The 24,896-nt window shown below is 61.7% G+C and carries 18 protein-coding genes; 9 read left to right on the top strand and 9 right to left on the bottom strand.

Going from position 1 to position 24,896, the window contains the following annotated elements:
* Window positions 1–29: 29 nt before the first annotated feature.
* The 6 genes from ABD937_RS06620 to ABD937_RS06595 all read right to left on the bottom strand — a co-directional run bounded on the left by ABD937_RS06620 (window position 30) and on the right by ABD937_RS06595 (window position 9,684).
* A complete protein-coding gene (locus tag ABD937_RS06620) occupies window positions 30–2,441 on the bottom strand; it encodes an ABC transporter permease (protein WP_345254456.1) in 2,412 nt (803 codons plus the stop codon).
* Window positions 2,442–2,451: 10 nt separating this feature from the next.
* Window positions 2,452–4,860, bottom strand: coding sequence for an ABC transporter permease (locus ABD937_RS06615; RefSeq protein WP_345254454.1), 2,409 nt, complete (start codon window positions 4,858–4,860; stop codon window positions 2,452–2,454).
* Between the two features lie 59 nt (window positions 4,861–4,919).
* Window positions 4,920–7,346, bottom strand: a complete 2,427-nt coding sequence (locus ABD937_RS06610) for an ABC transporter permease (RefSeq protein WP_345254452.1) — start codon at window positions 7,344–7,346, stop codon at window positions 4,920–4,922.
* 166 nt (window positions 7,347–7,512) lie between these two features.
* Window positions 7,513–8,190 (bottom strand): ABC transporter ATP-binding protein, encoded by a 678-nt coding sequence (locus tag ABD937_RS06605; RefSeq protein WP_345254450.1) that lies wholly within the window; start codon window positions 8,188–8,190, stop codon window positions 7,513–7,515.
* A gap of 79 nt (window positions 8,191–8,269) precedes the next feature.
* On the bottom strand, window positions 8,270–8,401 hold the full coding sequence (locus ABD937_RS06600; protein WP_345254448.1) for a hypothetical protein: 132 nt from the start codon (window positions 8,399–8,401) through the stop codon (window positions 8,270–8,272).
* Window positions 8,402–8,430: 29 nt separating this feature from the next.
* Window positions 8,431–9,684 carry an efflux RND transporter periplasmic adaptor subunit gene (locus ABD937_RS06595; RefSeq protein ID WP_345254446.1) on the bottom strand — a complete coding sequence of 418 codons (1,254 nt, stop codon included), beginning with the start codon at window positions 9,682–9,684 and terminating at the stop codon, window positions 8,431–8,433.
* A 259-nt stretch (window positions 9,685–9,943) separates the two neighbouring features.
* Here ABD937_RS06595 and ABD937_RS06590 point away from each other — a divergent pair, with 259 nt between their 5' ends.
* Genes ABD937_RS06590 through ABD937_RS06580 form a run of 3 tightly spaced genes read left to right on the top strand, consistent with a single transcriptional unit; the run spans window position 9,944 to window position 13,451 of the window.
* Window positions 9,944–10,711 (top strand): hypothetical protein, encoded by a 768-nt coding sequence (locus ABD937_RS06590; RefSeq protein ID WP_345254444.1) that lies wholly within the window; start codon window positions 9,944–9,946, stop codon window positions 10,709–10,711.
* Window positions 10,712–10,720: 9 nt separating this feature from the next.
* Window positions 10,721–12,073 carry a sigma-54-dependent transcriptional regulator gene (locus tag ABD937_RS06585; RefSeq protein ID WP_345254442.1) on the top strand — a complete coding sequence of 451 codons (1,353 nt, stop codon included), beginning with the start codon at window positions 10,721–10,723 and terminating at the stop codon, window positions 12,071–12,073.
* Window positions 12,063–13,451 carry a sensor histidine kinase gene (locus ABD937_RS06580; RefSeq protein WP_345254440.1) on the top strand — a complete coding sequence of 463 codons (1,389 nt, stop codon included), beginning with the start codon at window positions 12,063–12,065 and terminating at the stop codon, window positions 13,449–13,451. The genes ABD937_RS06585 and ABD937_RS06580 overlap by 11 nt, the downstream gene beginning before the upstream one ends.
* 459 nt (window positions 13,452–13,910) lie before the next feature.
* Here the strand turns inward: ABD937_RS06580 and ABD937_RS06575 are convergent, their stop codons facing one another.
* On the bottom strand, window positions 13,911–14,156 hold the full coding sequence (locus ABD937_RS06575) for a hypothetical protein (RefSeq protein ID WP_345254439.1): 246 nt from the start codon (window positions 14,154–14,156) through the stop codon (window positions 13,911–13,913).
* A gap of 224 nt (window positions 14,157–14,380) precedes the next feature.
* Between ABD937_RS06575 and ABD937_RS06570 the strand changes: the two genes are divergently transcribed.
* From ABD937_RS06570 to ABD937_RS06560, 3 genes are read left to right on the top strand one after another with little or no spacing between them, the layout of a single operon-like run.
* Entirely contained in the window at window positions 14,381–15,463 is a 1,083-nt protein-coding gene (locus tag ABD937_RS06570) for a sensor histidine kinase (RefSeq protein WP_345254438.1), read from the top strand.
* Window positions 15,445–16,542 carry a sensor histidine kinase gene (locus tag ABD937_RS06565; RefSeq protein ID WP_345254437.1) on the top strand — a complete coding sequence of 366 codons (1,098 nt, stop codon included), beginning with the start codon at window positions 15,445–15,447 and terminating at the stop codon, window positions 16,540–16,542. Before ABD937_RS06570 ends, ABD937_RS06565 begins: the two co-directional genes overlap by 19 nt.
* A gap of 11 nt (window positions 16,543–16,553) precedes the next feature.
* Complete coding sequence (locus tag ABD937_RS06560) at window positions 16,554–17,336, top strand: LytR/AlgR family response regulator transcription factor (RefSeq protein ID WP_345254435.1); 783 nt, start codon at window positions 16,554–16,556, stop codon at window positions 17,334–17,336.
* A gap of 422 nt (window positions 17,337–17,758) precedes the next feature.
* Here ABD937_RS06560 and ABD937_RS06555 read toward each other — a convergent pair whose 3' ends face one another.
* Window positions 17,759–20,809 (bottom strand): ligand-binding sensor domain-containing protein, encoded by a 3,051-nt coding sequence (locus tag ABD937_RS06555; RefSeq protein WP_345254433.1) that lies wholly within the window; start codon window positions 20,807–20,809, stop codon window positions 17,759–17,761.
* A 748-nt stretch (window positions 20,810–21,557) separates the two neighbouring features.
* Here ABD937_RS06555 and ABD937_RS06550 point away from each other — a divergent pair.
* From ABD937_RS06550 to ABD937_RS06540, 3 genes are read left to right on the top strand one after another with little or no spacing between them, the layout of a single operon-like run.
* Window positions 21,558–22,238, top strand: coding sequence for a hemerythrin domain-containing protein (locus ABD937_RS06550; RefSeq protein ID WP_345254431.1), 681 nt, complete (start codon window positions 21,558–21,560; stop codon window positions 22,236–22,238).
* Window positions 22,239–22,259: 21 nt separating this feature from the next.
* Window positions 22,260–22,868: a diheme cytochrome c-553 gene (locus ABD937_RS06545; protein WP_345254429.1), complete on the top strand. Its 609-nt coding sequence runs from the start codon at window positions 22,260–22,262 to the stop codon at window positions 22,866–22,868.
* A gap of 27 nt (window positions 22,869–22,895) precedes the next feature.
* Window positions 22,896–24,239 (top strand): glycosyltransferase, encoded by a 1,344-nt coding sequence (locus tag ABD937_RS06540; protein WP_345254427.1) that lies wholly within the window; start codon window positions 22,896–22,898, stop codon window positions 24,237–24,239.
* Between the two features lie 248 nt (window positions 24,240–24,487).
* Here the strand turns inward: ABD937_RS06540 and ABD937_RS06535 are convergent, their stop codons facing one another.
* Window positions 24,488–24,844, bottom strand: coding sequence for an RNA recognition motif domain-containing protein (locus tag ABD937_RS06535; protein ID WP_345254425.1), 357 nt, complete (start codon window positions 24,842–24,844; stop codon window positions 24,488–24,490).
* Window positions 24,845–24,896: the final 52 nt, after the last annotated feature.

Genomic DNA, 24,896 nt, shown 5'->3' with positions numbered 1-24,896 from the left:
TGCCGATTCCCGATTCCCGATTGCCGTCCCTACTCCGACCGCAGGCTGCGCACGGGGTTGGCGAGGGCAGCGCGCACGGTTTGCAGGCACACGGTGGCGAGGGCTATGACGATCGTGGCCCCGGCCGCGGCGCCGAACACCCAGAGCGGGATGTCGATGCGGTAGGCGAAGTCCTGCAGCCATTTGGAGAGCATCCACCACGCGAGCGGGAAGCCCCCGAGCGCGGCAAGGCCCACCAGCAGCACGAAATCTTTCGAGAGCAGCGTCACGATGGAGCCCACCTCCGCGCCCAGCACCTTGCGGATGCCGATCTCGCGGGTACGGCGCACCACCACCAGCGTGGCCAGCCCGAAGAGCCCCATGCAGGCGATGAACACCGAGAGCCCCGAGGCCCAGCGCACCACCGTGCCGAGGCGTCCCTCCTGCTCGTAGGCGCTGTTGAGGGCCTCGTCGAGAAAGCGGTATGCAAACTCCTGGTCGCCGGCCACGCGCTTCCAGGCCGCCTGCAGGGCAGCCAGGTGGGCACCGTGGTCGCCGGCGCCAAGGCGCACCGTGAGGCGGGGCCGCGGCGGGGTGGCATAGCTCACGTCCGAAGAAGCCCGGAAGATGCTGTCGGGACGCAGGGCCATCACCGCCGGCCCGATGGCCGTATGCAGCGACTCGAAGTGAAAGTCTTTTACCACGCCGAGGATGCGTTCCCCGTATTTATACGGAAGCTTCGCTCCCACCGGGTCCTTCAGCCCGAAGGCCTTCACGAAGGCCTCGTTCACGAGCACGAAGCCGGAGTCGGCGGGGTTCGTCTTCGAGAAGTTGCGGCCGGCCACGAGCTGCACCCCATGCGCGGCCACGAAGTCGGCGTCCACGGCGTTGAACGAGAAGCTGCGGAAGCGGCCGCCTTCCTCACTGTAGCCCAGCGACATCCAGCCGGCCTCGGCCATCGAGTAGAGCGAGACACTCGTTTGCTGCACGAACGGGAGCTTTTCGAGCTCGACCCGGTAGCGGGCGGCCAGTGCGTTGCCTTCGAGCCGCGGCTGGTTGGTGGGTAATACGACCAATTGCTCCCGGTTGAAGCCAAGGTCCTTGCTGCGCAGGTATTGCAGTTGCCGGCCCACCACCACGGTGCAGATGATCATGACGATGGAAGCCAGGAACTGACCGGTGATCAGCGCCTTGCGAAAGAGCCCCACGTTGCCGCCGGCCTGCAGGCGCCCCTTCAGCACCTGAATGGGCCGGAAGCGCGAAAGCACGAGGGCAGGGTACACGCCCGCGATCAGCGCGATCACGGCGATGATGCCCCCGCACAATGCGAGCGTGGTGGCATCCAGCCGGGGCACCAGCGCGCGGTTGGCGAGTGCGCTGAACGGCTTCAACGCGACCGCCGCCAGGCCTGCGCCTAGCACGAAGGCCATCAGCGTCAGCAGCAGGGCCTCGCCCCAGTATTGCGCGAGCAGCTGCGGGCGCGCGGCACCCAGCACCTTGCGCACACCGACCTCCAGCGCCCGCGTCGCGGAGCGCCCGATGGCGAGGGTCACGAAGTTGATGCAGGCGATGAGCAACACCAGAAGCCCGATGGTGGCGAGGATATAGGCATACTTCGGATCGCTCACCGGCTGGTTGCCCTCCGGCAGGCTGTTGTCGAGGTGAATGTCGGTGAGGCGCTGCAGCCGCACGTTGTACTCGCCCGGCTTGTAGGTGGCCTTCACCAGCGGGTTCAGCACCGAGGCAATACGGGCCTGCACGGGCTCCGGTGTGGCGCCGGGCGGCAACAGGAAGTAGGTTTCCACGGCCACGTTCGACCAGGCCGACGTGCGCGTGTTGGCGCTCCAGAGATGCGGGGCCTGCGCAAAGGAGATCAGCATCTCGAAGCGGATGCTCGACTCCAGCGGCGGGTCTTTCAGCAAGCCTGCCACCGTGAAGAGCACCGTATCCTCGCCCAGCCGCAGCTCCAGTTCCTTGCCCATCGGCGGGGTGGCGCCGAAGAAGCGCTTTGCGGCCGACTGCGTGAGCAGGATCGCCTGCGGCGCATGGAGCGCGCGCGGGTTGCCCTCAACGAAAGGGAAGTCGAACAGGTCGAAGAAGTTGGAGTCGACCATGTTGACGTCGCCGCTCAGCACCGTGGCGCCGTTGCGCACGAAGGGCCGCAGGGCCGCTACGCGGCAGTAGGCTGCCACATCGGGCACGCCTTCCTTCACCACCGGCCCGAGCGGGATCGGCGTGACCGTGTTGGTGAATACCTCGCCCTTGTAGTGCTCCTGCAGCCACGCGCGGTAAATGCGACCGGACTTTTCGTGGAAGCGGTCGAAGCTCCACTCGCTGCGCACGAACAGGGCGAGCAGCAGGCAGCAGGCGATGCCTACCGAGAGCCCGAGCAGGTTCGTGGCCGTATAGCTTTTATGACGCAGCAGGTAGCGAAAGGCGACCTTGAGGTGGTTGCGGAACATGGTACTGTATTTATTCGGTACGAAGAGTCTTGACGGGATTGCCGAGTGCGGCCTTCAGGGTCTGGAAGCTTACGGTAAGCAGCGCCACCAGCAGCACACCGCCGGCAGCAAGGGCGAAGATCCAGGGGCTGAGGCCCACCCGGTAGGGGAAGTCGGCGAGCCAGCGGCTCATGGCCCACCAGGCGACCGGGAAGGCCAGCAGCGTTGCCAGCGCCACGAGGCCTAAAAAGCTGCGCGAAAGCAGTGCGGCCAGGTCGAAGAGCGAGGCGCCCAGCACCTTGCGGATGCCGATCTCCTTCACGCGCTGCTCGGCGGCGTAGGCGGCGAGGCCGAAGAGGCCCATGCAGCCGATGAAGATGGCCATGGCGGTAAAGATCCAGAGCAGGCTCGCCAGCTTTTCCTCGGCCCGGTACATGGCACCAAAGGAATCGTCGAGGAAGGCGGGATCGAGCGGGTCGGGCACGAAGCGGGCCCAGGCGGCCCGCACGTGGGCGAGGGTGCGTTCCATATCGCCGGTGCGCACCTTCACGGCCATCTTATAGTATTCGGGCCAGTATTGCAGCGTGAGCGCGCCCACCTTATCGTGCAGGCTCCGGTAATGAAAGTCCTTCACCACGCCGAGGATGCGGCCCTTCTTGACCGGGCGCGGGTTCTCGTTGCTCCAGGTTTCCCAGTGCAGGGGCTGCCCCACGGCCGCCTGTGCGCTGCCGAAACCGAACTCGCGCGCGGCCGACTCATTGATCAGGAAGCCCTCGGCCCGGTCGGTGGCGATGGCTTTCGAGAAGTCGCGGCCGGCTACGATCCGCAGGCCCAGCGTCTTCACAAAGTCCTCGTCGCCGTTGAACAGCACGGTGGTCTTGCTTTCGCCGCCGTTGCGCAATACGGTAACGGCATCGGTGGCATAGATGTCGCCGGGAAGGCCATAGCCCGCCGTCGCCGACACCACGTCGGGCGAGCGGAGGAGCTCCGCCTTCAGGGCTTCAACATTATGGGCAAAGGAGTCGGGCAGCTGGAAGGTGAGCACCTGCTCTTTCCGGAAGCCCAGCTCCTTTTGCTGGAGGTACTGCACCTGCCGGAAGACGCTGAGGGCGCACACGATGAGCAGGGCCGAAAGCGAGAACTGTATTACTACGAGCCCCTGGCGCAGCAGGCCGAGGCGGCCGGAGCCGCCGTTGCCCTTGCTGCCCTTGAGCACCTGCACGGGGCGGAAGCGCGCGAGCACGAGCGAAGGGTAAAGGCCCGCGAGCACCCCGACGACGACGGCGCCGAGCAACAGACCGAGGCCCAGGAGCGGTGTACGGAAAGGATTGAAAGAAAGCTCCTTCCCGGTGAATTGGTTCAGTGCCGGTAGCACCAGCGCCGTGATCCCCGATGCCAGGAGCACCGCGATAAAAGACAGGAAGACGGTCTCTACCGTAAACTGCGCGAGCAGTTGCCCGCGGCCGGCGCCGACGACCTTGCGCACTCCTACCTCGCGGGCCCGGCGCATCGAGCGTGCCGTGGCCAGGTTCACGAAGTTGAAGCCGGCGATCAGCAATACAAATACGGCGATGAGCGAAAGGGCGTTCACGTAGGTTCCGTTGCCGCGCTCCGCCACCTCGTACTGGAAATCGGCCGAGCCGAGGTGCACGTCGCGCAGGGGCTGCAGGCGGGCCACGTGCCGCTCGTCGGACACCTCGTCGGGGGCGTTCACGAAGGGATCGACGGCCTTACGGAACTTTTCGATAAAGGCGTTGGCATCGGCTCCCGGCCGCAGGCGCAGGTAGGTGAAGAACTGGTTCCAGCCCCAGCGCTGCATCCGCTCCGCGGGCACGTCGAGCGCCGAGAGGGGCAGCAGGTAGCTGAACTTCAGGTGGGTACGCTCCGGCAGCTCCTCCAGCACGCCCGTGACCTGGTAGGGCTCCTTCGAATACAGCACGGTCTGCCCCATCGGGTCGCTGTTGCCGAAGTATTTTTTGGCGAGCTCCGCGCTCAGCACGATGTCGGTGCGGCCATTGAGCGCTGTGGCCGCGTCGCCCTGCCGCAGCGGCAGCGGCAGGATGCGGAAGAAGCTCGAGTCGGCCATAAGGCCGCCCTCTTCGTAGCCCTTTTTGTTGCCGGCCTCCACCAGGTAGCGGCCGTTGACGGCCATCACACGCGCCGTTACTTCGACCTCGGGAAACTGGGCCTGCGCATAGGGACCGAAGGTGGGCGGCATGAGGGCCATGCGGATATTGCCGTCGGGGTCGATGCGGTCGTCGTAGAAGCGGTAGGTGCGGTCGGCGCCCGGAAAGCGGTCGTAGCTGCGCTCGTCCCATACGAAGAGGCCGAGGAGCAGGCAGCCGGCGATGCCGATGGAGAGGCTCGCGATATTGATGGCCGAGAAGCCCTTGTAGCGCAGCAAATTGCGGATGGCGGTAAGCAGATAATTACGGATCATGGGTGTTCATTTTCAGGCGGCGCCCGTATGCAGGCGCCGCCACGCGTGTCGGAAGGGAATTACTCGGTGCGCAGGTTCTTGACGGGGTTGGCCGATGCTGCCCGCAGGGCCTGGAGCGACACGGTGCAGAAGGCGACGAGCGCCGCTACTGCTCCGGCTACCAGGAACACCCACCAGGGCATATCGATGCGGTAGGCGAAGTCCTGCAGCCAGCGGCTCATCACGAACCAGGCTACCGGGAAGGAGATACAGGTGGCCAGCAGCACCGGGCGCAGGAAGTCGCGGCTCAGTAGAAATACGATGCTTCCCGCATCGGCACCCAGCACCTTGCGGATACCGATCTCCTTGATGCGCTGGCTGATGGCGAACACCGACAGGCCAAGCAGCCCGAGGCAGGCGATGAACAGGGCAACGGCAGCAAAGGTCGTAAAGAGCTTTGCCTGGCGCTGCTCCGAGGCATAAAGGGCGGCATAGCTCGCGTCCAGGAAACTGTAGTCGAAGGGCGCCTGCGGCAGGTATTTCTTCCAGGTCGACTCGAGGTGCGCCAGCGCTGCCCGTACGTCGCCCGAGACCTTTATCGAGAGGCGGCCGTAGCCATTACCGGGAGGCGCCTTGGCCAGTACGAGCGGGATGATGCGCTGGTGCAGCGATTCGAAATGGAAGTCGCGCATGACCCCGATCACCGTACCCTGGACGCCGCCGTACTGGAAGACCTGCCCCACGATATCCGCGGGACGTTTGACACCAAGCACCCGGGTAGCGGCTTCGTTGAGCACGAACCCTGTCGAGTCGCTGCCGCGTGCCCGGTCGAAGTTGCGGCCGGCGGCCATCTGCATATTGTATACGGGAATGAAGTCCTCGTCGGCCAGCACATACTTGATGTCGGCGCCGGTGGGCGCGAGCGAGTCGCCGCTGCGGAGCATGGAGCCGCGCGAGTCGAGCAGGCGGCCCGTAGGAATACGGGTAGACCGGGCCACGCCGGTGATGTTGCGGCTCGCCATCAGGTCGTTGCGGAACGCAGCGAAGCGACCATCGAGCCCGCTGTTGTTGAACAGCGTCACCACCTGCTCGCGGTCGTAGCCCAGGTTCTTTTGCTGCAGGTAAGACAGCTGACGGAACACGACGGCCGTGGCGATGATGAGGATGATGGACACCGAGAACTGCAGCACCACCAGCGCCTTGCGGAGCGAGAGGCTGCCGCTGCCCACGCGCAGGAAGCCCTTGAGCACCTGGATCGGCTGGAAGTTGGAGAGGAACAGGGCCGGGTAGATGCCGGCGAGGCCGCCCACGATAAAAGGCACGAGCAGCAACGGCAGCAGGAAGGCCGGACGCAGCAGGGTGGTCACGGAGAGGTCGGTGCCCGCCGTGCGGTTGATCCAGGGCAGCAGCAGCACGGTAGCGGCCACGGCGATGACCGTAGCCAGCAGGGTGATGAGTACCGACTCCATCAGGAACTGGGCGATGAGTTCCTTCCGCTGCGCGCCGATCACCTTGCGCACCCCGATTTCTCGGGCCCGCAGCAGCGAGCGCGCCGTCGACAGGTTCATGTAGTTGATGCAGGCGATGAGCAGGATGAAGAGTGCGATCACCGAGAAGATATATACCCGCTTGATGTCGCCGTTGGGCTCCGCCTCGTCGTCGAGGTGCGAATGCAGGTGAATGTCGGTGAGCGCGCGGAGCGACAGGCGCGAATACTTGGAGGGCTTGATGGAGCCATTGTCGTCGGAGGGCAGGTGACGATCCTGGAAGGCCGGGAACTGGGCCTGCAGGCGCGCTGGGTCGTAGCCCGCGGGCAGTACGAGGTAGGTAAAGAAGGCGTTGTTCCCGAAGTTGGTGCGCAGGTTCTGCTCGCCGTAGATACTGGAGTCGCGCAGCGTGTTGAAGGAGATGAGCGCCGCCGGGTGCAAGTGGGTGTTGGGGGCAAACGCTTTGTATACGCCGGTGACCTTGCAGGGCAGGTTGTTATCGAGCTGTACGAGCTGGTTGAGCGGGTCGGTGTCGCCGAAATATTTCTTTGCCACTTCCTCCGACAGCACCACGCTGAAGGGGTCCTGCAGCGCCTTCGCCGGGTTGCCGCGCAGCAGGGTGAAGTCGAACACCTTGGGCAGGTGCTCGTCGGCGAAATAGACGTTGGGCTCATAGAACATCTTTTCGCCGAAGCGGAAGGCCGTTTGCCCGTTGGGCAGCAGGCGCGTGATGGTCTTGACCTCGGGAAAGTCGTTCTGCACCAGGCCGGCGAACGGAGGCGCCACCGCCGAAAGCTGCAGCGACACCGAACCGTCGTTGAAGTTCAGGAAGGTGCGCTCGAGGCGATAGGTATTCTTTGCCTGCGGGTGCTGGCGGTCGTAGCTCAATTCGTGGGTGATGTAAAGCCCGATGAGCAGGCAGCAGGTAAGGCCCACGGCGAGCCCGAACAGGTTGATGCCGGAGGTGAGCTTGTGGCGCATCAGGTTGCGCCAGGCGATCTTCAGGTAATTGCGGAGCATGGGAGGTGGTTTCTTTAGTGGGAGATGCATGAAAGGAGCCGGCAATCGGCAATCGGGAATCGGCAATGACTTCCCGTTGTATAAGGTTCGGCAAAAAGCAATCAGTGCAGGAGTGCAGCACAATCTGATCTTTCCCGATTCCCGATTGCCGATTCCCGATTTCCGGTCACACCATCAAATTCTCGAGCACGGCCTGGCCGTCGAGCATGCGGATGATGCGGTGGCTGTAGCGGGCGTCGTGCTCGGAGTGCGTCACCATTACGATGGTGGTGCCTTGCTCGTTGAGGTCGGTGAGCAGCTGCATCACCTCGTTGCCGTTGGACGAGTCGAGGTTGCCCGTGGGCTCGTCGGCGAGAATCAGCTTCGGGTTGTTGACCACGGCGCGGGCCACGGCCACGCGCTGCTGCTGACCACCGGAGAGTTGCTGCGGGTAGTGGTTGCGGCGGTGCATGATCTGCATCTTGTCGAGCACGTCTTCCACGCGCTTCTTGCGCTCGCCGCCTTTTACACCCAGGTAGATGAGTGGGAGCTCCACGTTCTCGAACACCGACAGCTCGTCGATGAGGTTGAAGTTCTGGAACACGAAGCCGATGTTGCGCTTGCGCAGCTCGGCGCGCTTGCGCTCGTTGAAGTGCGCCACCTCCGTTCCGTTGAACAGGAAGGAGCCGGAATCGGGATCGTCGAGCAGGCCGAGGATGTTGAGCAGCGTACTCTTGCCGCAGCCCGAGGGGCCCATCACCGAAATGAATTCTCCTTCCTTCACCTCGAAGGAAAGCTTGTTGAGGGCGACGGTCTCCACGTCTTCGGTGCGGTAGATCTTTTCGAGGTCTTTGATCTTGATCATGTTTGAAGTTTTGAGGATCGGCTTCCGGCGGTCAGCGGGGGCTTCGGCGGTCAGCGTTGGTATCGTTTATAAAAAATTGCTAGTAGAAAGAAAGCGTGATCGGGTTCAGCGGGCATCCGACATCGGCGGCACCAGGCTCCGCCGGTGGCTCTACGCGCGAACGGCCGCAGGTGGCGCAACTCAGGAGGCAGAACAGCAGCAATACCTTCATGGCGTTGGTTTGGCGCGGAGGGCCCGCGGTTACTTTTTGATTGTGAGCTCCTGCATGTTGGTGTAGGTCTCGTAGCTCGAGGTGATCACCTTGTCGCCCGGCTTAAGTCCGCTCATCACCTCGTAATAATCGGGGTTCTGCCGGCCCAGCTGCACGTCCACCTTGTAGGCGGTGCTGCCGTCGGGGCTCACGCGGAATACCCAGTTGCCGCCGGATTGCTGGTAGAAGCCGCCCTTCGGAAGGAGCAGCGCCTGCGTCTCGTCGCTCAGTGCAAGGCGGATCTGCAGCGTCTGTCCGCGGCGGATGCCGTCGGGCACGGCGCCCTCGAAGCGCATGTCTACCTGGAAGCGGTTGTTGGCCACCTGGGTATAGATCTTGGTGATCGTGAGGGTGTAGGTCTTGCCGGCCAGGGTGGCCTCGCCCTGCAGCCCGTTGAACACGCGCGGCAGGTAGTGCTCGTCGATGTCCACGCGCACTTTGTAGCCGTTGAGCACATCGATCTGGCCGAGGCGCTCGCCCTTGTTCTTGCTCTGCCCGATCTCGGCTTCGAGCGAGGTCAGCTGACCGTCGACCGGGGCACGCACGATGAGGTCGCCCACCTTGCGCTTCATCACGTCGAGGGCCGTGGCGGCGCCGCGGAAGGAGGTCTGCGCCTGCGCTACCTGCTGGGCGTTGGAGGTCTTGTCCTGCGCGAGTATCTGCTCGGTGAGCTTTTTCTTTTCGAGCTGGTACTGGTAGTTGTTCTCCGACTGTTTGAACTCCTGGAGCCCGATGGCCTTTTGCTCGTACAGCGTTTTATTCAGCTCGTACACGCGCTTTGCTTCCTTGAGGGTGCTCTCCACGTCGGTCATCTGGTTCAGCTTGGTAGTGGTGTTCTGCTGCGCGGCGTTGCGGGCAATCTGCATCTGCGTGATCAGGTTATACACCGATGTCTGCTGGTTCACGAGGCTCAGCTCGAGGTCGGTGTTGGAGAGGCGCAGAATGGGCTGGCCCTTGCGCACCACGGCGCCGTCCTCCACGAGCTTCTCCTCCACCCTTCCGCCTTCCACCGCATCGAGGTAGATGGTGGTGAGCGGCATGATGACGCCATTGACGGGGATGAACTCCTGGAAGGCGCCTTGCTTCACCTCGGATACGGTGATGCGCTCGCTTTGCACATTCAGTTTGCTGCCGCCGCCGCCCAGGGCGAAGGAGGCGGTGATGAGGCCGATGAGGGCAACGACCCCGGCAATGGCCAGGATCCGCTTTTTCGTCCATGTCTTCTTTTCGATCTTACGGTCCACGTGGTTGCTGTTTTGGTGGTGTCCGGCAGGCGCCGGTACGGGTTCAGTGTCGAACACTTTGTAAGGAAAGGAATGCCAGAATTAAAAAGCGCTGATTTTCAAACGATTACAACCCGGCCGTTGGAAGCAACTGTACGCTTCCGCACAAAAAGTGTCCGGATCCGTACAGTGACGTGATGAGCGGCGCGCCTGCCGCCCCTCATTATCAGGCAGTTACAGGACCGGCATAATTCTTAGTTTCGTATGACCAACTGCTTACATGCATACGCTCATCCCCCGATTTGCCTTCGATGAAGAAAAGTTCGACCTGTGGCCACTCTACGGGGTCATCAAGGAGCACTACCCGCTGGGTACCTTCCTCGACGGCCCGGCACCGGCCACCGCTCCGGAAAGCGCGAAGCTCGAGGCAGCGATGGCGCCGTTGTACAACCGGCGGCAATACAGCAAGCTTTTGGCTGAAATCATGAAAAACGTCCGGGCAGCAATAAAGCGAAGGGTGTACGGCACCACGTACGGCTACTCGCCCAGCATCAGCATTTGCGCCGTACTGGCCACGCAGCGCACCGGCAACCTCACCCGCACCAAGGAGCTTCATATGAGTGTAAGCCTGATCGGGCCATACTACACGATCGTAGGCTTCGACCATTCGGTGATCACCTGGCCGGAAGAAAAGGTTGCTGTTACAAACTGTATGGTGGTGAGTCCGTTTGCCGAATACGAAGACGGCTTCCGGGCCCTGATGCGCGCCGCGGAAAGCACCTATCCCGGGTTTCGTTTTGTGCCCTATTATATCTACTGTATGGAGATCGCAGGTTTGCGCGTGCGCATGAGCGACGGTGAACACAACAAGGTGTACCATGCGCTGTTCCACCTGTACCCCGACATCACAGCCGCTCCCGTTGGCGACAAGGCATTCGGCCTTGAAAGCTGGATCCGCGCCGGGTATGCCGATACCGGTGAGCGCTGGGTGAGCTATCCGCCCGCACCGCCTTTTCCCGAACCGACAGCTGATCGCAATCCCCAATAATAACTGCTTATGTCCCTGAAAAATGCCTCCGTGCTGGTGATCGATGATGACGTGGACGTGCTCACGGCCGTGCGCCTCCTGCTGAAGCCCGAAGTGAAGAGCATCACGATCGAAAAGAATCCCGAAGAGATCCGCCACCACCTGTCGAAGCAGGAGTACGACCTCATCCTGCTCGACATGAACTTCAACTCCTCCATCAATACCGGGAATGAAGGCATCTACTGGCTGAAGAAGATCAAGGAGGAATACCGCTCCGGGGCGGCGGTGATCATGATCACCGCCTATGGCGCCATCGACCTGGCCATCCGCTCGCTCAAGGAAGGCGCCTTCGACTTCATGGTTAAGCCCTGGCACAACGAGCGGCTGCTCGAAACGCTGCGCGAGGCCATGGACCGGCGCTCGTCGGAGCGCGGGCCCCGTAAGAATACGGGCGCTACCCCCTTCGAAAGCGAGCTGCTCGGCGCCTCCGACGTGATGCAGGACATCTTTTACAAGATCCAGAAGGTGGCGCCCACCGACGCCAACATCCTCATTCTCGGCGAGAACGGCACCGGCAAGGAACTCATCGCCCGCGCCATCCACCAGTGCTCGCTCCGCGCGCAACGCCCCTTTGTTAAAGTGGACGTAGGCGCGCTCACCGAATCGCTGTTCGAAAGCGAACTATTCGGCCACCGCAAGGGCGCCTTCACCGACGCGCGCGAAGACCGCCGCGGCCGCTTCGAGGAAGCCCACACCGGCACGCTGTTCCTCGACGAGATCGGCAACATCCCGCTGCACCTGCAGGCCAAGCTCCTGAGCGTGCTCCAGAACCGGCAGGTAACGCGGCTCGGCTCCAACGAGGCGATCCCCGTCGACATCCGCCTCGTGTGCGCTACCAACTGCCCGCTTAGCGAACTCGCCAACGAGGCGCATTTCCGCAAAGACCTTGTGTACCGCATAAATACGGTGGAGATCACGGTGCCGCCGCTGCGGCATCGGGGGAGCGACATAGGGCTGCTTGCCCGTCATTTCATCCGCACCTATTGCGCCAAGTACCTGAAGCCGGTGCTGGAGCTCGACGAGACCGGGGAGGAGAAGCTGCGGGCCTATCCCTTCCCAGGTAACGTGCGCGAGCTGCAGTACGCCATCGAGCGGGCCGTGATCATGGCCGAAGGGCCGGTGCTCTCCGCGCGCGACCTCCTCTTCTCCCCCATCGAGACGGCCCTGCCCGCCGGCACCGACGATACCCACCTCGGCAACCTCGAGAAGAATACGATCCTGCGGGTGATCGAGAAACACAACGGAAATATCTCCAAAGCCGCCCGTGACCTCGGCATCACGCGCACGGCACTCTACCGCCGCCTCAACAAGTATGACCTTTAGCCAATACCCGGCGCGCATCCTCCTGCGCACCCTGCTGCTCTTCGTGTCGCTGCTGGCAGCCGCCGTTGCGCTGGCAAAGGGGCTTTTTATCCTGGCAGCCCTGATCGCGCCGCTCATCGCCTGGCAGCTCTGGGAGTTTGTGCGCTACCAGGCCAAGACCCGCGAGGAGCTCGACCAGTTCATCGAATCGATCCACTACCGCGACTTCTCGCGCCAGTTCGACGTGCGTCATGCGCCCGCCGACCTGCAGTCGCTTCGCCGCGGCTTCAACGAGATCACGTCGGCCTTCAAGGTCATCTCGAAAGAGAAGGAGACCCAGTACCAGTACCTGCAGAAGATCCTGGAGCTCGTGGACACGGGCATCCTCTCCTACGAGCTCGACTCGGGCGACGTGGTGTGGATGAACGACGCGTTGCGCCGTATGCTCCAGCTTCCCTACCTGCGCAACATCACCTCGCTGGGCCGCCGCGACGCGTCACTGGCGGAGGAGGTCACAGCGATCCGCCCCGGCGAGGTCCGCATCGTTACGGCCCACCTCGAGCGCGGGCGCTTCCGGCTCCTCCTTTCCGCCACGCTGTTTCAGACAGAGGGCAAGCGCTATAAGCTCATCGCCTTCCAGAATGCCAATGAGGCCCTCGACGAAACCGAGTCGAAGGCCTGGGAAAAGCTGCTTTCGGTGCTTACGCACGAGATCATGAACTCGATTGCCCCGATCTCGTCGCTGGCAGAGACCCTGAAGCATCGGCTGCAGCAGAAAGACGACAGTATTTTCGAAGACCTCGAGCTCGGCATCGATACGATCCGGAGGCGCAGCGAGGGCCTCCTGCAGTTTGCCGAGACCTACCGCCACCTCAACCGCATCACCACGCTCAACCGCCGGCACGTATATCTACGGGAGCTCTTCGGTAATCTGCACGGGCTCATGCAGCCCACCTTCGAGCAAAAGGGCATCGAGCTCGAGATCATCCTCCGCGACCCCGAGCTGGCCCTGGAGGCCGATGCCAGCCTGCTGGAGCAGGTGCTCATCAACCTCTTGGTGAACGCCATCGAGGCGGTGAAGGAGCGGCCCGCGCCGCGGATCGTGCTTTCGGCAGAGCCCACCGCTAACGGCAGGGTGCAACTCCGGCTCGCCGACAACGGGCCCGGCATCCCGGAAGAGATCCTCGACAAGATCTTCGTGCCCTTCTTCAGCACGCGTAAGACCGGCTCCGGCATCGGGCTGAGCCTCTGCAAGCAGATCGTGCTGCTCCATAAAGGCACCATCCAGGTACAGTCGGTGCCCGGCACCGGCACGGCCTTCCTGATCACGCTGGATAAGGGAGGCAATACAGAACAGGGAACCGGGAACAAAGAACAAGGAATAAAGAACCGGGAATAGAGAACAGGGAACGGCACACTATGCCGGCGCTACTTTAGCTCGATCGGTAAGACGCATTGTAAAGACGCATCCATATGCGTCTCAGGGAGCGGGAAGCGGGACCAGCATTCTGAGGCAGGCGCAAAAAAATGCGGTTCCCGAGGGAACCGCTGTGTTTAGGATAGGTTAGCAACCGTTCCGCTAAGTACGGAACCAAATAAGGTTGAAGAAGCGGCCGTCCCATTCATCACTTACCGCCGAAACACACACGCGGCCTGCATCTTCGAGTATATACTATCGAAGGATTATGCCAGTTTTTAACGAAAGAAGCCCCCGAAGGGGCATTTAAAAAGGGTGTATCCACCTTTTCCCGAATTGACCTCGCGCGTCCTCATTTTGTTCAGGGGAATTGAGACGTATGCATCACGGGAGTCCACAAAAAGGGGGTGTACAAGTAGAATTACGGCCCCAGGACCACACTTAACAGCCCAGCAGGCCGTCGAGGGAGATCGCATCGAGGTAGGGATCCAGGTGCTTCGGATCGCGGAAGGAAGCAACGCGGAGCACCACGTTGAAATGGCTGTGCTGGATCACCTCCACATAGTTGCCGTCGAGCTCGTAGAGGCGGAAGCGATGAAAGCCCTCGCGGCGCTCGGCGAGGAACACGCCCTGCTCCCAGACGGGCAGGATGGGCGCATTATTATCGAAAGAGGTGGGGTTGTTCATAGCGGATATTTTGGAACGACGAATATCCGAAGCCGGGTGGACGAAGAAAAGCCAAAATAGGCAGGGCGCGGGTTTTGGGCGTCGGGAACCGGATGCCCGTCGCCGGCTCCAGCGCGCGTCCGGCTGTTGAGGCGCCTATTTACCCGGTTCATGACCGGAATTTACCAATCCGGCGCCCTGCGGCCCCCTATTCCCCAGAAACACAATAACTTGTACCCCCGTACATGAGCTTGCGTATCCTGAGCATACCGCGCTATACCGGCAAGGACGGCAGCATTCTTCTTGCAAGCATGCTGCCCCTTGCGCTGCTGCTGAACTTCTTCCTGTTCGGCCCCCGCTACGTGGCGCGACCCGGTTCCTTCCTCGCTGCCACCGGGATCACCTTTGCGGTGCTCGGCGCCGCCTACCTCTACTTTACGCATGTGGCCCTGCTGCTCGCGCACCGCTTTCCCGGGTCAAAGCGCACCACGCGCCGCCTGCTGATCGTCCTTTTCATCTTCCTGCTTTCCGATTTCGTGATCCTCTCCCTGCTGCTGCGGGGCTACGACTACGCCGGATTCCTCAACTACCGCTACCAGGAATACGACCTCGTGATCGTGTTCTGCTTCTGCGCCATCCTCACGGTCTTCCTCACCTTCCTCAACGAAGGCATTGCGCGCTATGCCTCCTATCGCCGCACACTGCGCGAAACGGAAGAGCTGCGCCAGGCCTATATGCAGAGCCAGCTGCTCGGCCTTAAAAGCCAGGTCAACCCGCACTTCCTGTTCAACTCGCTCAATACGCTCTCCTCGCTCATCTCCGACGAGCAGGATGCTGCGGCCGAGCGCTTCCTCGACGAGCTCAGCAAGGTGTACCGCTACCTCCTCCGCAACAACGAGGACTACCTCGTGGTGCTGCAGCAGGAGCTGTCCTTTCTCCGCTCCTACGCCTACCTCCTCCGCGAGCGGCATGGCGCTGCCTTTCAGCTCACCATCGCCGACACCGACGACGTGGCCGATCTGCAGGTGCCGCCGCTGACGTTGCAGTTCATCCTGGAAGACATCCTGGAGCAGAACTCCTTCAGCCGCGAGGCCCCGCTACTGATCTCGGTATGCAGCATGGGCAAGGCCCTGGTGCTCGCGCACAACCGGCAGGAGCGCCACGCCTCCGGCCGCGAGCTTACCGGCGAGGCCGGGCTCGAGAACCTGCGTGCCAAGTACCGCCTGCTCGCCGGCAAGGACCTCCTCATCGAGGAGCAGGGCAGCGAGCGCCATATCATCATTCCCCTCATTGAAGCCGAAGCCGCCGTATGGAGCCCCACCGCATGACCTGGACGCGCCCGAACCGTACGGAGTGGCTTTCGTTCCTGATCGCCATGCCCTTCCTGTCGATCATGGTCAACAGCATTCTCTTCGGGTCGCAACTGCTGCACAACCTGTCGGTGTGGCTCATCTCGGTGCCCCTCGTGTACGCCGGTGGCTTTGTGGGCTGGTATGTGCTCATCCTCGTGATGCACTGGCTGCGGCAACGCTACCCGCTCGTGTCGCAAACGGTAAAGCGCCTCGGGGTGCTGGCGGTGGCCCACCTCGGGATCACTACGGTCGGCTTCCTGCTGCTCTTTCACGGCTACGACGCCCTCGGCATCCTGGGCTTCCGGTTTCACCAGGGCAATTTCATCTTCGCACTCGTGATGGGGCTTGCCCTCATCATGATGGCGACGGCGCTCTGGGAGTCGGACTATTTCTTCTTCCAGCTCAAAAGCACCCTGAAGGAAAAGGAGCTCCTCGAGCAGCTGCACCTGCAGCAGGAGTTCAATACGCTGAAGAGCCAGGTCAACCCGCACTTCCTGTTCAACTGCTTCAATACGCTCTCCTCGCTCATCTCCGAAGACCGCAAGGGCGCCGAGGCCTTCCTCAACGAGCTCAGTCATGTGTACCGGTACCTGCTGAAGAACAACCAGGACGGCCTCAGCACGCTGCGCACGGAGCTGCGCTTCATCGAATCGTACTTCCGCCTGCTGCAGACGCGGCACGGCGCCTCGGTGCAGCTCCGCGTGGAGGTCGACCGCAAGTACGAGGCCTACCTCCTGCCCTCGCTGAGCCTGCAGCTGCTGGTGGAGAATGCCGTCAAGCACAACATCCTCTCGCGCGACCAGCCGCTCGTGATCGACATCTTCACCACCGCCGGCAACCGCCTCGTGGTCAACAACAACCTGCAGCGCCGCAACGCGCAGAAGTTCTCCAACAAGGTCGGCCTCAAAAACATCGAGCACAAGTACCAATTGCTGAACCAGCCCGGATTTCATATCTTGGAAGACGAGAAGAACTTCTGCGTCGTACTGCCCCTTATCTGGAGCAAGAGCATGGATAAAACTTTTATTCCCACAACTACTGCCAACACACTTTAAAACCTTCGCTTATGAATATCCTGATCGTTGAAGACGAAGAGCTCGCCATCAAAAAACTCAAAAAGACCCTTGCCTCCGTGGACGAAAGCGCCGTGGTGGTGGGCGAGTCGGACAGCATCAAGGGCACCGTCACCTGGCTCGAGGCCAACCCCGCGCCCGACCTTATTCTCATGGACATCGAGCTTGCCGACGGACAGAGCTTCGAGATCTTCAACCACACGCCGGTGAAGAGCCCCGTCATCTTCATCACCTCCTACGACGAGTACGCCCTGAAGGCCTTCAAGGTGAACTCGATCGACTACCTGCTGAAGCCGGTGCAGAAAGAGGACCTGCAGCAGGCCCTTGAAAAGTTCCGCCAGGTGCGCGGCTTCTACAAGCAATCCGAGTCGGAGGCCCCAAAGCTCTCGATCGAGGAGATCGTAAAGGAGCTGCAGCAAAAGCTACAGACGAAGGACTACCGCAAGCGCTTCCTCGTGAAGCTCGGTCAGAAGCTCGTGTCGATCGAGGTGGACGACATCGCCTATTTCTTCTCCGACGGCCGCCTCAACTTCTTCAAGACCTTCGACAACCGCAAGTTCGTGGTGGATTATACGATGGACGAATTAGGCGACATGCTGCGCCCCGATTCCTTCTTCCGCATCTCCCGCTCCTTCCTCGTGTCGGTCAGCAGCGTGCACCAGATCCACGACTACTTCGGCAACCGCCTCCTCCTCGAGCTGAAGCCCGAGGTCGACAAGGAAGCCATCGTGAGCCGCGAGAAAGTATCGGAGTTCAAAACCTGGCTGGGGAAATAGATCGGACCCGGCCCCCTGTCCCCCGAAGGGGGAACTTAGGTGGACTATTCATTTATTGCTCTGACTTGTCTCAAAGTTGTTTATACGAAAGCCCCGACACCGTCGGGGCTTTCTACATCAACGAACAAATGAGCAATAGAATACATGAGCATATGAACATTCGAGGGCAGTTAAGAGGGCGAAGAAAAAAACTTCACTCTTCACTACATCTTCCCTTCCTTCATGTATTCATTTGCTCATGTATTCTATTGCTCAAGTATTCTTCTTCAAACAACAAGGGAAGCTTGAACCTGTAAGTACAACTCCGGCCTAAGTCCCCCTCTGGGGACAGGGGTGCCGCCGCACCAGAAGTACAGTTGAATTCAGTAAAGAATATTCGACCTAAAACAGATCTGAGATCCAAGATCACACATCTGAGATCGTCACAAGGGTACCCGCAATACCACGGACAGGCTGCTCCTGTCGGGCGTGATCTCGAGCAGGCCGCCCATGGACTGGACGCGCTTGCCGATGGCGGCGTGGAAGCGGTTGCGGAAGTCGGGCACTTCTTCCTCGCAGGCGGTAATGATCTCCACCAGCAGAGTCGAGCGTTTCAGCTTCAGGTTGATGAACACCTGGTCGCAGATGACATGCTGGAGCAGGAACTGGAGCGTTTCCTTGTAAAAGAAAAAGAGCTCGTGGCGCAGGACCATGCTCAGCTCCAGTTGCTCGATCTTGCGGTCCACGATGAGGTCGATATCCATCGTGTGGTTGCTCTTGATGCCGTCGGTGAACTCGCGGATGCGCATCAGCGTGCGCTCCATCGAATCGTTCTTGGGGTCGATGCTCCAGAGTACGTCGTCCATCGCTTCCATCATGTTGTGGCTCTTGCGGGAGATCTGGTCGATGAAGGCCTTCGACTGCTCCACGTTGGTGCCGGCGCGGATCTTGGCGATCTCGGAGAGCACGTGAATGTCGCTGAGCGTCGTTTCCACTTCCTGGTGCAGGTTGCCCGCGATCTGGGTGCGCACCTGCTGCAGCGAGCGGAGGCGGCGCAGGCGCTCGCGGTCGATGATGTAGAGGCCAAAGGCGCCGATGAGGATCATAAGCCCGTAGAACCACCAGGTTTGCCACACCGGTGGCCGCACGCGGATCGGGATCGAGAAGGCCGCGGTGCTCGTGAGGCCGTCGGCGTCCTCGCTCTTTACCTGGAAGGTATAGTGACCCGGCGGCAGGTAATTATAGATCGCGCGGTTGTCGTTTTCGAGGTGCAGCCACTCCTTGTCGAGGCCTTCAAGCTTGTAGAAATAATGGAATTTCTTCTGCCGGATATAGGTGAGTCCGCTAAACTCGAACGTGAGCGCGTTGCGGTCGTAGCGCAGCATCAGCGAGCCTTCCTGCGCCAGCGAGTCAAGTGGCAGCGGCTCGCCCTGCAGCGTCATGCCGGTGATCACCGGCGGTGGCGGCGGGGTTGTTTGCGAGAAGCGCTTCGGGTCGAACATCAGCATGTTGTGGGCTGTGTAAAAGATGATGCGCCCGCTCGAAAGGCGCTCCACGCCGGCGGTGATGAAGTTGTCGTGGATCATGCCGTCGCGGCGGTCGTAGAACACCGCGGTGCGCTTCTTCAGGTTGAGGCGGCAGAGACCGTTGTTGAGCCCGATCCAGACGATGTCCTGGAAGTCGCGCTGCAGCGACATCGCATTGTCGGAAGGAAGGCCGTCGGCACTGCTGAAAAAGGTGACGGCGCCCGTGCGCAGGTTCACGATGTTGACGGCGCCCGCGGTAGCGAGCAGGGTCGTATCGTTGAACTGTGTCATGTCGGTGACCTCGTTGCTGAACAGCCGGAAGCCCTCTGGCCCTTCGGCATGCCACTCCTGCACCACGCGGCCCGACACGGGGTGGATCTTATAGAGCCCGCGCTTTTCGCCCGCGACCCAGAGATAGCCGTGGCGGTCGAGGTGGATCTTGTTGACGGGGCCCGTGCGCATGATCGGAATGTAGCCCTTCGCGGGATCGCCGCCGGAGAGGTGAATGTCCCACTTCAACACGCGGCCGTCGTGCAGGCCGATCCACATATTGCCCTCGTAGTCGGATACCACCTGCCGCACGGTAACACCCCGCAGGATGGCCGGCTTGTAATGCCGTGCGGCTTTGCTCGTTTGATTATACACGATGAGGCCACCGGGTTGCAGGCCCATCCACACCTCGCGCGTACGGCGATTGATGCCCATATCCCAGTATGAAGGCAGCTTCAGCGCAGCGAGGTCGGGCGGCAGGGGCAGCGGGTTGAAGTCCTTGTCGAAATAGAAGATGCCCTTCGACCAGGTGCCCACGAAGAAGGAGGAGTCGGTAAGCTGGCACAGCACCATCACGGGTGCTTCCACGGGGTCGCCGCCGGGGCGCACGAGGCTGTAGGTATTGAACAGCTGGGCGTCGGGGTTGAAGAGGTAGAGGCCGTTGTCGGTGCCGAGCCAGAGGTTGCGCTCCGCGTCTTCGTAGGCCGTATACATACGGTCGAAGCGGAGGCCCTGCTCGTTCTGCACATTGTGCGAAGATACCTGCTGGAACGGGCGCGCGCCATCGGTCCACTCCCCCAGGAAGGGGCTGCCATACACCCACATCCGCCCTGAGCGCTGGCGCAGGAAGCCCGTCACCTCGTGGTAGCCGAGCGGCATCTCCGACGAGAGCACGTGGCTCGACTTCTGGCCCGTACGCTTGTCCATCCGCACCACCACGGGATTGCCGACGTTCAGCAGCCAGTACCAGTAATAGAGATACTGCTCGGTGACATATACCTGGTATACCCGCACCTGCCCGCCGGCGGCCTCGATGTGGGGATCCTTGCCGGGATTGTTTCCATACAGGTTATAGTGGCCGGTACGCGGATGGTACGTGGTGAGCCCGGTGTCGGAGGCCATCCAGTACTTGCGTTCCCAGGGGTCCCAGGCCATCATGGTCGTGCCGCGACCCGATTTCAGGAAGGGCATATTGTCGACGCTGCGGAACGAGAAGGAGGCGCTGTCGAAGCGATAGAGCGGCCCGAAGGCTTCGTGGAGCAGCAGCTGGCCGCCGTCGCCTTCGAAGAGGTATTTGTTGGCGAAGGTGCTGTGCGTGCGTGCGGGCAGCACCCGGGCCTCGCGGTAGCGGAAACGGCGGGTATCGAGCAGGGCCACGCGGTTGTTGGTGCCGAGGATCCAGATGCGGCCGCGCGCATCGCGCCAGAGCGCCTCCACCTTGTCGATAAGGCCATCGCGCGACGACTCGGGATGGATCTGCGCTTTCAGGAACACGTTGCCGTCGTAGCGCTGCAGGCCGTTCTTGGTGGCCACCCAGATAAAGCGGTCGGCATCCTGGACGATGCTGGTGATGAAGTTGGAGCCGAGGCCCTGCGCCGTGGTGAAATGCTGAAAGGAATACTGGCGGGTACGCTGCGCCCGGAGGCCGGCGATGCCGCACAGGAGCAACAACAGGAGCAGTAGGAAGGGACGGCGCACGCAGTTCGGAATTTCGGTAGGTCAAAGGTAGGTCCTCCGGCGATACCGGCACCCGTGAAGCTCAGCTTTTCGCCGATGGCGGAGATCGCATCGATAAAGACCGGCCGATCGTCTCCTGCCCTTAGTTGGGGTGCCTTCCGGGATGTTGAAATGATCGGCCGCACGCCGTCGGCCGTAGCCTATGGCGGGGAAGCCGGGGCGGCCCCGGCGCGCCCCCGATGCTTCGGGAGACGCAACGACGCGACGATGAAATGCAACGAGGAACTCTCGGCGGATTGCTACTTCGCTGCGTCGCCGCGCCGCTGTGCCGCCGTGTGAAACAGGCTGCTTGCGGCCTTGCCGGCCCGTCAGCTAAGCTAAACAGGCTTTTAGGCACGGCCGATTTTTACAGAGAGAAGCCACCAACCGGTCCGTAGAAACACAGTTCCTGTACTCCTGTAAACGCAACGCTTCCATTGTTACATGCGCACTTCCCGAACCATGTTCCAACAACGACAACGGCCCGGTAACGCCTTCCCGCAATTCATGCACGGAGCCGCTCAATTCACGCGCGGCGGCGGAGGAAAACACGTCAAAACCCGCGCTGGAAGCGGCCCACAGCCCATTCCTCTTTTTCACCGGTTCATGCACGCGGGCCTTGCCGCCGCCCTCCCGCCGCTGCATTTTTGTGCAACGAAACCAAGACCTCAGCAACCTATTGAATCCACCACCGAAGTCCAATATCCTATAAAGCCAAACCCGGAACCTCATGCCACGCGTCAATATCTTCACCCTCATTCACAAAGGCCTGCGTACACTGTTGTACGAGACGGCCAGCTGCCTGCAACAAACGGACTTCACCCACGACGCCGAAACGGAAGCCGCCCTCGATCACCTGCGCGAAGCCTTGTTCCTTTTCGAAGAGCATGCCCGCCACGAGGACATGCACATCCTGCCTGCCGTTGCCGCCTATGAGCCCTCGGTGGCCGACTGCTTCGGGCAGGAGCACGACACCGACGCGCAGCTCGCCGCGGAGCTCAGCGCCACAGCCGACACCTTCTTCCTGCTGCCCGACGCGGCCGCACGAACCGAAGCAGGCACTGCGCTCAACGTTGCGTTCGCGGAGTTCGTTGTCTTCAACCTGAAGCACATGGCGTGCGAGGAGCGCCTGCTCAACGAGCTGCTGTGGCGTTACTACAGCGACACCGAGATCCTCGCCATCCAGCAGCGCATCGTGCTCAGCCAGGAGCCCTGGACCGCCGACCTGTATTGGCGCTGGATGCTGCAGGGCAACAACCATCCCGACACCCTCCGGTGGTTCCGCGCCGTTGCCGCTCTTGCTCCCGCCGCCGTGCTGGAGCAGCTGCTGCGGAAAGCCGCCACCGTGCTGCCGCCCACACGGGCCGTGGCGCTTCACCAGGCACTGGCCGCTGCGCCGGTAGCCGCATAACCCTACTCCAAAACCACGAACATGAAAAAGACCTTACTCAGCCTCGGCGCTATCGCTTTCGTAACGCTCGGTGCCCTCGTAGCCTGCAATGCCGATCAAAAGCCTTCTGAAAAGACCGAAGGGCTCGTAGTGGCCGGCGCCACGACGCCCAGCGCCGACGAAATGATCGCCCGCGGCCGCTACCTCGTCACCATCATGGGCTGCGGCGACTGCCACACTCCCAAGATCATGACGGCCCAGGGGCCGGCTCCCGACACGGCGCACCTGCTCGGCGGTCACCCGGCGCAGCTGTCGGTGCCGGCGCCCAACCAGGAAGCCCTCAAATCCTGGGTGCTCTTCTCCCCCACCCTCACCGCCTACGCCGGTCCCTGGGGCGTTTCGTATGCCGCCAATATCTCGTCCGACGAATCGGGCATCGGCAACTGGAGCGAAGAGCAGTTCTTCCGCGCCATGCGCGAAGGCAAGTACAAGGGTCTGCCGAATGGCCGCCCGCTGTTGCCGCCCATGCCCTGGCAGCAGTTTGCACAGGCCACCGACGAGGACCTGCGCGCCATCTTCAGCTTCCTGAAGTCGACGCAGCCCGTAGCCAACGTAGTGCCCGCCGCCGCGCCGCCCACAGCCGCCAAATAAGTAGAAATACAATACACCCTTTCCTGTATGAGAAACCAATTTTCTTCGCTCAAAAGCCTGAAGCCCGGCACGAAGGTGCTCTTTGCCTGCGTGCCGGCCGATGGCCACTTCAACCCGCTCACCGGGCTTGCGCGCTACCTCGCCAACCGTGGCTGCGACGTGCGCTGGTACACCTCGGTGCACTATGCGCCCAAGCTGCGGGCGCTCGGCATCCCGCATTACCCGCTGCATGCGGCCTTCGACATCGCCGCTTCGCAAAACCCCGAGGAGCTGTTTCCCGAGCGGGCGCAGCACCGCTCGCAGCTGAAGAAGCTGGTCTTCGACCTGATCCACGTGTTCACGCTGCGGGCACCGGAGTATTACGACGACCTGAAGGCGATCCGCACCGACTTCGAATTCGAGGCCCTGGTCTGTGACATCACTTTCGGTGCCATTCCCTTCGTCACCGACAAGATGGGCATTCCCTGCTTCGCGATGGGCATCATCCCGCTCACCGAAACCTCGCGCGACCTGCCGCCCGCTGGCCTCGGGCTTACGCCCTCGGCCTCGTTCCTCGGTCGCCGCCGGCAGGACGTCATGCGCTTCGTGGCCGACAACTTCCTGTTCGCAAAGCCGAACAAGGTGCTGCGCCACCTGCTTGCCCGGCACGGCATCAGCGCGCCCGGCTCCAACATCTTCGACATCATGACCCGCAAGGCTACCCTCGTTTTCCAGAGCGGCACCCCGGGCTTTGAATACCGCCGCTCCGACATGGGCCGCAACATCCGCTTCGTAGGCGCGCTCCTGCCGCACCGCAGCGAAAGCGTACGCACGCCCTGGTTCGACGAGCGACTCAACCGCTTCGAGAAGGTGGTGCTGGTGACGCAGGGCACCGTGGAGAAGGACATCGAAAAGCTGCTCGCACCCGTGCTGGCCGCCTTCCAGAACAGCGAATACCTCGTAGTGGCCACTACCGGCGGCTCCGGCACCCACGCGCTCCGCGACCGCTTCCCGGCAGCCAACCTGATCATCGAAGATTTCATTCCCTTCGGCGACGTGATGCCCTATGCCGATGTGTACGTCAGCAATGGCGGCTACGGCGGGGTGATGCTGGGCCTCGAGCATGCGCTCCCGATGGTGGTGGCCGGCGTGCACGAAGGCAAGAACGAGATCAACGCCCGCATCGGCTACTTCGGCCTCGGCATCAACCTGAAGACCGAAACGCCCAATCCCGTACAAATACGGAAGGCGGTGGAGACCGTGCTGGCCGACAGCAGCTACGCCGCAAAGGCACGGGAGCTGTCGGAGGAATTTGCCCGCTATCCTACCCTCGCGCTCTGCGAGAGCCATATGGCAGAAATCATCGGGGCCGCAACGCCCGTTACCGTATAAGATCGCCTTCAGCGATAAAGAGTTAGTGTTCGGATCATAAGCAGTATGTACCAAGGCCACCTTTCCAGGTAGCCTTTTCTTTATTACCGGATACTCGGATCGGTGCGAGGTACCACGGGTTGAAGACGCCGCCCCGTTGCGGCTGCCGGCGGCAGGCAACAACGGCACACGGGAGTTACCGCCGCTGCCGCAGGGGCATAAAAAAACCCTCCGCGAAGGAGGGTCTTTTGTCAAGAGGCTATCGTTAATTAATAACGGTTCTTGTTATAGCCGCCGCCGCCGGAGTTGCCGCCGCCGTAGCCACCGCCACCGCGGTTGCCACCACCGTAACCGCCGCCGCCGTTGCTGCGCTCGGGACGATCTTCTTTCGGACGGGCTTCCATCACGCGGATGGTGCGACCTTCAACCACACCGTTGTCCAGCTCGGCGATTGCCTTCTGGGCAGCTGCGTTATCGGGCATCTCAACGAAGCCGAAGCCGCGGCTCTTGCCGGTGAACTTGTCGGTGATCACTTTAGCGGAGGATACTTCACCGTACTCGGTGAAAAAAGACCGGAGGTCTTCGTCCTGAACATTGAAGCTCAGGTTGGAAACGTAAATGTTCATCTTTTACTTTTTGAACGATAAAAAAAATCTTGAGCGTGAGGCAAGGGAGTAA

The sequence above is a fragment of the Flaviaestuariibacter amylovorans genome (genome assembly GCF_039541815.1).
In the GTDB taxonomy this organism is placed as follows: Bacteria; Bacteroidota; Bacteroidia; order Chitinophagales; family Chitinophagaceae; genus Flavisolibacter; species Flavisolibacter amylovorans.
Note: the sequence above shows the minus strand (reverse complement) of the source record. Positions and strands in the feature narration are given on the sequence as shown.